The organism is Salinisphaera sp. SWV1, assembly GCF_052044155.1.
Taxonomy (GTDB): domain Bacteria; phylum Pseudomonadota; class Gammaproteobacteria; order Nevskiales; family Salinisphaeraceae; genus Salinisphaera.
In genome coordinates this window covers 1-9,746 of record NZ_JBQDYE010000069.1, presented here as the reverse complement: position 1 = coordinate 9,746, position 9,746 = coordinate 1, and the positions used below count along the sequence as shown (strand labels likewise).

Annotated in this window: 10 protein-coding genes; 4 read left to right on the top strand and 6 right to left on the bottom strand. The window is 65.8% G+C overall.

Annotated elements, in window-relative coordinates; all coding sequences use genetic code 11:
- The first annotated feature begins 505 nt into the window (after positions 1–505).
- The gene (locus tag ACS8YF_RS19060; protein ID WP_440851694.1) at positions 506–1,807 is read left to right on the top strand and encodes an MFS transporter; all 1,302 of its coding nucleotides are present in this window, start codon (positions 506–508) and stop codon (positions 1,805–1,807) included.
- Between the two features lie 83 nt (positions 1,808–1,890).
- Here ACS8YF_RS19060 and ACS8YF_RS19055 read toward each other — a convergent pair whose 3' ends face one another.
- From ACS8YF_RS19055 to ACS8YF_RS19040, 4 genes are all read right to left on the bottom strand, one after another.
- Entirely contained in the window at positions 1,891–2,232 is a 342-nt protein-coding gene (locus tag ACS8YF_RS19055) for a TraR/DksA C4-type zinc finger protein (protein ID WP_440851693.1), read from the bottom strand.
- A gap of 326 nt (positions 2,233–2,558) precedes the next feature.
- Positions 2,559–3,416 carry a universal stress protein gene (locus tag ACS8YF_RS19050; protein WP_440851692.1) on the bottom strand — a complete coding sequence of 286 codons (858 nt, stop codon included), beginning with the start codon at positions 3,414–3,416 and terminating at the stop codon, positions 2,559–2,561.
- An 18-nt stretch (positions 3,417–3,434) separates the two neighbouring features.
- Positions 3,435–4,922, bottom strand: a complete 1,488-nt coding sequence (locus ACS8YF_RS19045) for a SulP family inorganic anion transporter (protein WP_440851691.1) — start codon at positions 4,920–4,922, stop codon at positions 3,435–3,437.
- A 205-nt stretch (positions 4,923–5,127) separates the two neighbouring features.
- Entirely contained in the window at positions 5,128–5,379 is a 252-nt protein-coding gene (locus ACS8YF_RS19040; protein WP_440851690.1) for a hypothetical protein, read from the bottom strand.
- Positions 5,380–5,555: 176 nt separating this feature from the next.
- Here ACS8YF_RS19040 and ACS8YF_RS19035 point away from each other — a divergent pair, with 176 nt between their 5' ends.
- Entirely contained in the window at positions 5,556–6,437 is an 882-nt protein-coding gene (locus ACS8YF_RS19035; RefSeq protein ID WP_440851689.1) for a LysR family transcriptional regulator, read from the top strand.
- Here the strand turns inward: ACS8YF_RS19035 and ACS8YF_RS19030 are convergent.
- Entirely contained in the window at positions 6,425–6,694 is a 270-nt protein-coding gene (locus ACS8YF_RS19030; RefSeq protein WP_440851688.1) for a DksA/TraR family C4-type zinc finger protein, read from the bottom strand. The genes ACS8YF_RS19035 and ACS8YF_RS19030 overlap by 13 nt on opposite strands.
- A 120-nt stretch (positions 6,695–6,814) precedes the next feature.
- Here ACS8YF_RS19030 and ACS8YF_RS19025 point away from each other — a divergent pair, with 120 nt between their 5' ends.
- Positions 6,815–8,008: a hypothetical protein gene (locus tag ACS8YF_RS19025; RefSeq protein ID WP_440851687.1), complete on the top strand. Its 1,194-nt coding sequence runs from the start codon at positions 6,815–6,817 to the stop codon at positions 8,006–8,008.
- Positions 8,009–8,011: 3 nt separating this feature from the next.
- A complete protein-coding gene (locus ACS8YF_RS19020) occupies positions 8,012–8,842 on the top strand; it encodes a mechanosensitive ion channel family protein (RefSeq protein ID WP_440851686.1) in 831 nt (276 codons plus the stop codon).
- A gap of 158 nt (positions 8,843–9,000) precedes the next feature.
- Here the strand turns inward: ACS8YF_RS19020 and ACS8YF_RS19015 are convergent, their stop codons facing one another.
- Entirely contained in the window at positions 9,001–9,489 is a 489-nt protein-coding gene (locus ACS8YF_RS19015; protein ID WP_440851685.1) for a hypothetical protein, read from the bottom strand.
- Between the last annotated feature and the right edge of the window lie 257 nt (positions 9,490–9,746).

Genomic DNA, 9,746 nt, shown 5'->3' with positions numbered 1-9,746 from the left:
CTGGCGAAAGCCGCTGCTCGCACAACCCCTTGTACCGAAACCCAATTGAGGCAAGCTGAGTTTGCGAACTAATCAAGGCCTCTTTTGATGTGAACATCGTCGAGGTCAGATGCAACGCCCGTGCCCGGGTGGGCAAGCGTAGCGAACGATCAGCAGCACCTCGGCACAACGAATCATATCAGTCGTCATACAGCCCACCAGAAACCGATGGACCGGGGCGTAGCCAGCCCCCTCCATCACCATCCGACTGGGCCATGGCGTTAATGAAGGCCAACGGCGCGGCGTGCTTGTCGGCGACACACAACGTCTGGCGGGCCACAGGAAGCTACCACGGGTCGCGACAACGCCGCGAAAGCGCCGGTCGCAGTGCGCTGGATCGGCTTGAACGAGCTGGCTGGTCGCTGCCCGGTTGGCCTTGTAAACTATCATCACTTTCCGGGCCCCGACCCGCCGCCGCAACACGCCGCGCGGTCGGCGCGGCCCGTAATTTCCCGATGGATGCCTGATGGCGTGCCGGCAACACCAGCTGGCGCGCCGTCTGGTCGTGGACGCAACAATGCACAATAACCACCCCGGCACCGCCGCCGTTAGTACGTTGCGCGTCATTGCCTTCGGCTTTGTCGCCACCTTCATTTCGAGCTTCGGCCAGACGTTCTTCGTGGGCCTGTTCAGCGAGCAGTTCGGGTCCGCCGCAAACATCGGCGGCACCACCGTGAGCCTGCTCTACGGGATCGCCACCCTGGCCAGCGGCAGCCTGCTGTTCTGGCTCGGTGGCGCCATGGACCGTATCTCGCTACGGCTCGCGGCCGCGGCTAGCCTAATACTGCTCATCGCCGGTTGTCTTTTCGCCGCTGGGATCGAAACCGGGGCGATGCTGCTGGCCGCTTTCTTCCTGTTGCGCCTGGGCGGCCAGGGCCTGCTCACACAGTTGGCGGTCGTCGCAGCGGCTCGCAACGGCGGTGGGCGACGCGGTGCGACCATCGCCTGGGCGACGATGGGCGTTATCCTCGGCGAAGCGATCCTGCCAGCGACCGTTATCGCGCTACTCGGCCTGCTTTACTGGCGCAACCTCTGGCTCACGGTCGCCGCCTTGTTACTGGCGGTCGTGACGCCGGCCCTGTTGATCCTGCAGCGCGGTATCGTATGGCGGGAGCCGGCGAACCGGTCGGCCGTTCCCGGCGGCTCGCAATCAGCGGCGCCACTGCAGCGCCGCACCTTGCTTTCCGATCGACGTTTCTGGGCCGGCGCGGCCATCATGCTCACGCCACCGTTCATGGCCACCGGTTTTCTGTTCGAGCAGAGCACCATCGCCCACGCCATGAATTGGAACGCCGGAATGATCGGCGCCGCCTTCACCGTGTTCGCCGGGTTCCGCGCCTTCGGCACCTGGTTCTACGGCCGGACCGCGGACCGGTTCGGCACCATCCTCATGACGCGCATTCATCTATCGCCCATGGCTCTGGCATTTGCCTCCCTTGCCCTGCCCCTGGGTCCGGCGTCGATCTGGGTCGCGTTCGCGGGCATCGGGTTCACCAACGGCGCCAACTCGGTACTGTCCGGTGCGCTGTGGGCCGACATGTTCGGCACCGCCGCCGTGGGCACGGTGCGCGGCGTGTTCGGCGCGGCCATGGTGCTGGCCAGCGCGCTGGCGCCAGTGGCCGTGGCCGCGGCCATGTCGGCGGGACTGAGTGCGGCCGGGCTGGGGCTGGTATTCGGCGTCTATGCGTTCGTTGTGCCGATACTGGCCGGGCCTTTCCTTTACCGCCGGCGCTCCTTGGCGCAGCCCGTGGCCGCTGGGTCTGATTGAAAAATCCGATCGACGCCACAGCGCCTGCGTGAGTGTTTGGCGGATGACGCGAAGGGCCGCACGTAGTCTAGTTCGCCCCTTACCTATTCGGCGCACTCGATGCATTTCAGCGCCGTAGGATCCAATTCGAGCCGCCCCTTGGCGATCCATTCGCCGCATTCGATGCACTCGCCGAACTCGCCCCGTTCGAGCCGCTTCAGCGCGTGCTCGATCCGCTGCAACTGCAGACGCCGACGCCGCTCGGAAGCCTGCGCCATGGCCTGCGCCTGCAACGCATCGATACGCGACAACCGCCCGGTGGTGGTCTGGTCGAGTTCGACCGTGGCACGCTGGCTCTTCGATCGCTGGCTTTCATCGCGATACTGCTCGCGCAGGGCATGCAAGGTATGCGACATCGTTTCCGTATCGATTTCCGGATGGGTCATGGTCGTCTGCCGCGTAGTCGAATCGGGCCGCGTCTCTATAATGCCGGTCACCGTCATAGCAATGATATCGAGGCGAGCGAATCAGCCCGGTCTGCACTTTCGGGCTCGGGCGTTCATGCAATCGCCGATCCGAGAGCCGGCTCGAACAGGGACGCTGCCGCCCGCCGACTTTGTCATACAGCGGCTGGGGCTCGAAGCCCGCATTGATCGCCCTTTGATCGCGAACAGCGCCGAGCATCCGGGATGCGGCGGCCCGGCGCGGTGTCCGGGTCCGAAACAAGGCGGGCGGACCGCTTCCGCCGGCCCGCCCGCGTTTTCGTCGATTGTTACCGCACGATCAGCAACGGCACGTCGGCCCGCCGAATCATGTCGGTCGTGGTGCTGCCGAGCAATAATTCGCGAATACGCGTGTGGCCATAGGCGCCCATCACCATCAGGTCGAGATCGTGCTTGCGCTGGTAGTCGTGCAGCGCGGGCTCGACATCGCCGTCAATGATGGCGGTGGTCAGCTGCGCGCCGGCAGCCCGCAGTTTTTCGGCCGCGTCATCGAACTGACGGCGTCTCTTGTCGTTGGGCTGCCCGACATACACCAGATGCGCCTCGACCTGGCCCAGCAGCGGCGTGGCCACCGCGCGCTCGATGACCCGCTGGCCGGTCCGACTGCCGTCAAAGGCGATCAGTACACGCTGGGGCGCCGCAAAACTCTGATTGGTCACCAGGATCGGGCAGGACACGCCGCGGATGACGCGCTCCAGGTTGGATCCCAGATGATCGTCGTCGCCAGCGGATTCGCCGCGTTTGCCGATGGCCAACAGCCGGATGTCGTCGCCCATGTAATGCAGCGCGTCCACCAGTTCGCCGTTGCGCTGGCACGTTGCCGGCTCGGGCCGGCCGGCAGCGGCCGCCCGCTGGCTGGCCGAGTCGAGAAAATCGCGGCCCCGATCCCGCGCCACGCGGGCGCGTTGCGCATCCAGCGCCGCCAGTTCGGTCAGCAGGTGCTCGCGCGTGCCCAGGCCGATCTGGCCGGAATAATCGGTCGAGGCCGCATGCTTGCGGCGGCTGATGACGTTGACGAAGGTCAGGGGCGCATCGAGTTTCGTGGCGGCCCAGACGGCCGCATCGCAGGCCGCCGCCGCATAGGCCGAACCATCGATGCACGCCACGATCGGTCGCTCATCGGACATAGTGCTCTCCTCCTTGTATCAGTGCTGCTCGAGCAGCTTTTCGGCGTCGGGCTTGTCGTGCACCGCGACCTGGTCGACCAGTGTCTTGCTGGCTTCGTTCATGCCCACGATATCGACCGTCATGCCTTCGCGCCGCAAGCGCAGCACCGCCCGGTCCAGCGCTTCCACGGCCGAGATATCCCAGAAATGCGCACGATGCACATCGATGGTCACCGCCGACAAGGATTCGTCGTAGTCAAAGGCATGCCGGAACGAACTCGCCGAGGCGAAGAACACCTGGCCGGTGATCTCGTAGACCCGCCGTTCGCCGTTGTCGGTCAGGTGACTGGTGATATGCAGCAGCCGGCCGACCTTGTTGGCAAAGAACAAGGCCGACAGCAGCACGCCGACGAACACGCCGATCGCCAGATTACTGGTGGCGACCACGACCGCGACCACGGTCACCATCACCAGATTGGTCGACAGCGGATGCTTGGGCATGTCGCGGATCGACTCCCAGGAGAAAGTGCCGATCGAGACCATGATCATCACCGCGGCGAGTGCCGCCATCGGGATCTGGCCGACCCAGTCGGACAGGAACACCACCATGACCAGCAGCACGATGCCGGCGGTGAGCGTGGACAACCGGGTGCGGCCGCCGGATTTCACGTTGATCACGGTCTGGCCGATCATGCCGCAACCGGCCATGCCGCCGATGAAGCCGGTGCAGATGTTGGAAATGCCCTGGCCGCGGCATTCCCGGTTTTTATTACTGCCGCTGTCGGTGAGGTCGTCGACGATGGTCGCCGTCATCATCGATTCCATCAGCCCCACCACCGTCAGCGTCAGCGCGTAGGGCGCGATGATGGTGAAGCTATGCCAGTTCCAGGGGATGTCCGGCCAGATCAGGCTCGGCAGGCTGCCCGGCAGCTGGCCCATGTCGCCGACCGTGTGGATATCGAAGTGGCCGGACATGTAGATGCCGGTCATCACCAGGATCGCGATCAGCGGCGACGGAAAGATGCGCCCGATCACCGGTATGTACGGAAACAGATAGATGATCGCCAACGAGCCCGCCGCCATGGCGTACACGACCCACGAGACATTCGTCAGCTCGGGGATCTGTGCCCAGAAGATGAGGATCGCGAGCGCGTTCACGAAGCCGGTCACCACCGAGCGCGACACAAAGCGCATGTAGTTGGCCAGGCGCAGCGAGCCGGCGATGAACTGGAATATGCCGGTAAGAATGGTGGTGGCGAACAGATAGTCGACGCCGTGTTTCGCCACCAGCGTCACCATGACCAGTGCCATGGAGCCGGTCGCCGCCGAAATCATCGCCGGCCGGCCGCCGACGAAGGCGTTGACGGTACAGATACAAAACGATGCGTAGAGCCCGACCTTGGGGTCGACCCCGGCAATAATGGAAAAGGCGAGCGCTTCAGGTATGAGCGCCAGCGCGACCACCACGCCGGACAACATGTCGGCACGCACATTAGAGAACCAGTGTTCTCGGATCAGTTGCAGCATTTATCTTTCCAAACACAAATAGCCGCGTCGGGTGCGGCGGGCCAGGCGTTCGTTTTCGTTCGCGTGGCCCGCCGCACCCGACGCGGCGCAATATCATCGATTCGGGGATTATTCGCGCTGCCGGGCGCGAGCCACGAATACTAACAGACAAACCGCCGCCCTACAGCCGGCCCCGGGCACCCGGGCGGCGATCCAAGTCGGCCTATCAGTGGCACTCGCTGTCGAACGGGTCTCTCGCGGACGCCGTTGCGGCATTCGTCTTCAGGGTTCGGGCCAACTGCCGGCAGGGATCATCGGCACAACGCAGCGCCTGGTGAATAGCGGCTCGCGTCAGCCCCAGATCGGCCAGCCGATGATCGTCTTCGCCGAGCAGGACCTCGAGCTGGCGCCGGCACGCCCGGTGATCGAGGGCACGGCGTATCCGGGCGATCAGGCCCAGCGGCGGCATCGCCGGCATGTACAGATCGGGGAGAGCAGGCCGCGTCGAGACCAGGCGGCGCGCCCGGGAGCATTCGATCGGACACATAAAACAGGCTCGGTTCAAGTGGCCCGATCCAGACTGATACGCCCGCTTGATTCAATACAGCGCAAAGATCTACATTAGATGTTCAATTTTACTTAACGGACGACGCGGTGCACGCATCGATAAACCCGCCCCGCACGCTGGATACGGACGTACTGCGCAGTTTTGTGGCGATTGCGGAAGCCGGCAGCTTCACCGCCGCGGCGCGCCAGGTTCACCGCACCCCGTCCGCGTTGAGCATGCAGATCAAAGGCCTGGAGAACAGGCTCGCCCAGCCGCTGTTCGTGCGCGAAGCCCGGCGGGTGCGTGTGACCGAACACGGCGAATTGCTGCTGTCGTATGCGCGCCGTCTCCTGCAGCTCAACGCCGAGGCCGTGTCCCATTTCCTCGCCCCCGCGATCGAAGGCCAGGTCGGGCTGGGCTTGCCGGATGATCTCGGGCGCCGGGTGTTGCCGCGCGCGCTCGGCCAGCTTGCGCGCGAACATCCGCAGGTGACGGTCAACGTCGTCGCCCGAGGCAGTGCGGATTTGTCGGCCCGCGTGGCCGCCGGCGAGCTCGACCTGGCCCTGATTTCGGCCGGCAGCGACGATACCGACTCACGCATCGAGGATATCGTGGCGACCGAGCACATGGTCTGGGCCGGGTTGCCGGACGGCCGTGCCGCCCATCGCCGCCCGTTGCCGTTGGCGCTTGCCAATCACGGCTGCGCATGGCGATCCAGCGCCCTGGCCGCACTCGACGGCGCCGATATCGATTACCGTATCGCCTATTCCAGCGAAAGCGGCGCCGGCCAGAGCGCGGCGGCGCTCGCCGATCTCGCGGTCGCCGCACTGCCGGCCGGCCTGGTCGAGCCACCGCTGGTCGCCCTGCGGGAGTTGCCGGCGCTCGCCGCGACGCGTATCGCACTGATCCAGCGTGCGGACGCGGGCACGGCCGCCGAGACCCTGGCCAGCTGTCTGCGCGCTGCGTTCGACGCCGATCAGCGCAACTGACTGTCCTTGCTGGCGCGCCGATTGAAGCCGCCGGCCCGGCGCGCGTGTTCGTCCGCTTCGGCCTGGCATGCCACGCACAGCCGCACGCCGGGGATCAGTTCGCGCCGCCGCTCGGGGATCGGCTCACCGCATTCCTCGCAGTGCGTGAGGCTGGCGCCGCCCTGCGCCAGTTCGCGGCGCGCCTTCGCCACGGCATCGTTCACGGTGTCGTCGATCTGTTCCTGTACCGCGCCCTCGCGCGCCCATCCACTGGCCATCGCATCCTCCGAGCCGTCGGAATCGTCATTAAATAGATGGCATCGCCGGCCATCGTTTGCAAGCACCCCGCTATACTCGGGCCAGCGAAGCGATTGCCAAGCAGCTTGCCAGGAAAGCCCATGACGGACGCCGAAAGCCGAGACGAAAGCCCGCGTTTCGGGCCGCTGTCCGACTACCGCGTCCCGGCCCTGCCGACGCGCGACACGCTGCAGAGCGTGCTCACCCGGGCGCGTGAACTGCTCCGCCGCCGGACCGACGCACCGCGGATCGACCACGCCCGCCTGCATTCATCGACGCTCGACATGCTGGACGCCGCCGCCGCGCCGCCGGCCTGCGGGCCGTTGATCGACGAACTCCAGGCCACGCTCGGCGCCTGGGCCGACCGGGGGCCGGACGCCCCGCGTCTTCAGCTTATCGTGCTGCCGCCGGGCGATCAGGATCGTATTGTCGCCAGCTGGGCCGAACGGCAAGGCCATCATGTGCTGCAAACACCCGCACGAGACGCCATCCTGCAAGCGGACCCCGACGCGTTGCCGGCGCTCGACGGTGATGGCCTGCTGGTCGTACCGGCACTGGAGGCGTGGTTTCTCCGTCACCGCGATGGGCTGTGGCTGATTCGCGCCCTGCTCGACCGGCTGAGCGAACTCGATCGCCGGGCGGTGATCGGCTGTAACAGCTGGGCCTGGCAGTATCTCAAACGGGCGGTGCGCGCCGATGCCGTACTGCCGGCGCCGCTGACCTTCCAACCGTTCGATGGCGAGCGACTGCGTGGCTGGTTTCGAGAGATATCCAGCGCGAATACCGAGCAACCGATGCGGTTCCGGGACGCGGCCTCGGGCGACGATATGCTGGCCCTGAGCGCCGATGGCAAGCCCCACGACCGACTGATCAGCCTCGCTGCGGCAAGCCGCGGCGTGCCATGGATCGCGTGGCGACTATGGCGCCACAGCCTGCGCCAGCATATTGCCGCGAACGACGACACGGATAACGGCGTCGATGCCGCGACCGCCGACGCCGCTAACGGGGATGCGCATACCCTGTGGGTGACCGCATTCGAGGCGTTCTCCCTGCCGAGCCGCCGCGGCGACGATTCGCTGCTGGTTCTGCATGCCCTGCTGATCCACGGCCCCATGTTGCCGGCGCGGCTCACCGACGTGCTGCCGTTCACCGGAACCGCGAACACCATCAACAGTCTGCTGGCCGCGGGTATTCTGGCGCACGATGCGCAGGGCCGCCTGACCTGCACCCCCGAAGCCTACCCCACGATCCGTACCGGCCTGACGACGGCCGGCTTTCCCGTCGCCGAGGTCTGAGCCATGGCTGGAGCCAACGACAGCGGCCGGCAGGCCGCACACCTGATCCACAATCTCCAGGACATCAACTTTCTCAAGATCGCGCTGATCGTGAGCGGCACGGCGGTCGCCATTGTCGTGATCCGGCGGTCGCTGCCGTTCCTGGCCGAACGCGGGCCAAACCAGCTGCGTCTGCTGCTTCTCGGCGCGGTGCCGATTCTGCGGCTCGCGCTGCTGGCGATCGCCATCCTCTGGTTGATTCCGATCGTGTTCAACGTGACCTTCCAGAATTTTCTGGTGATCATGGGCGCCGCCAGCCTGGCGATCGGCTTCGCCTTCAAGGATTACGTCTCCAGCCTCATCGCCGGCATCGTGGCGATCTTCGAGCGTCCCTATCGCCCCGGCGACTGGGTGAAACTCGGCGACGCCTACGGCGAGGTGCTTTCGGTCGGGTTGCGCGCGGTGCGTATCAACACGCCGGACGACAACGTCGTCACCGCGCCGCACGACACGCTCTGGAACTCGAACGTCGCGAACGCCAACGATGGTTCGCGCACGCTCATGTGCGTGGCCAACTTCTATGTCGCGCCGGATCACGACGCACAGAAAGTCCGCGCTGCGCTGCACGAAGTCGCGCTCACCAGCGCCTATCTGGAATACGACAAACCCATTGTCGTGGTGCTGTCTGAAACGCCCTGGGGCACGCACTACAAGCTGCGCGCCTACCCGTTCGACATGCGCGATCAATTCCTGTTCATCAGCGACATGACGGTGCGCGGCAAGGCGGCGATCGCCGCACTCGGCGCCCGGGCGGCAAGCGTACCGGCCGGCATGGCGGCGCCCTTGGGCCCATGACCGGCGGCGAATCCGGTCTGCCGCGGCCAGCACAGCGGCCGATTGCGTCGACGCGCCAGCACCACGTGCGTCGCGTTCGATCCGCGGAAACCGTGAGTCGATCGCCCGGCATCCGCTCACCCGCGCCGAACGATCGATTCACGCCCCGCGATTTCGCGCTATTGCGCCGGGCCAGCGGCACCATCGGGTTGCGTCGATGCGCCCGATACGTCGGACGGTGACGGCTGCGGGCCCTGGGACGAGCCCGGCTTCGCGGCCGCGCCCTGATTCGTCGTCATCCCGGACCCGGCTCCCATCGAGGCGTGGCCCGTGGGTTTGTGATGATGTTTCCAGGCCATGCGATGACGCTCACCACGCCGGCTCGATTGCGCCAGCTGGTGAATCAGCGGCTGGGCCGCCTGGATGCAGCCTTTGAGCGGTTCATCGCCGCATTGAACGCGCAGGCCCTGGCCGTGGCCGAGTTGCAGATCGAAACCCTTGCCCTGCAGCGCAGCGGGGCCGCCCGGAGGCGGCGGTGGCGGGTGATGGTGGCCGGGCGGCTTGGGGGGCGGATTGGGCGGGCCTGCGTCCGGCGATGATGGTTGCGCCAGGGCCAGGCCACCGCTGGCCAATACGATGCCGATGGCGACCAGACTTGTTCTCAACATGGCAGCTACTCCGCTGTATCGAGGGATGAGCCGGCGCGCGATACGTGGCGCCGGTCGGCCATGCTTAGCACGGCCGGCCGGCGGCGGATAGCCATATAATTAATCCGATACAAAAACAGCTGAAAATCCGCTGTTTTTCAACGCCCTCGAAAACGAAAGCCGGCCCGTGCCCGTCTTTTGTTTTCTTGATTAGTTCGGAAACTCAGCAGGGTCAGGATATGACCCACCGAGTTCGGATAATAAAGCCATAACCCACA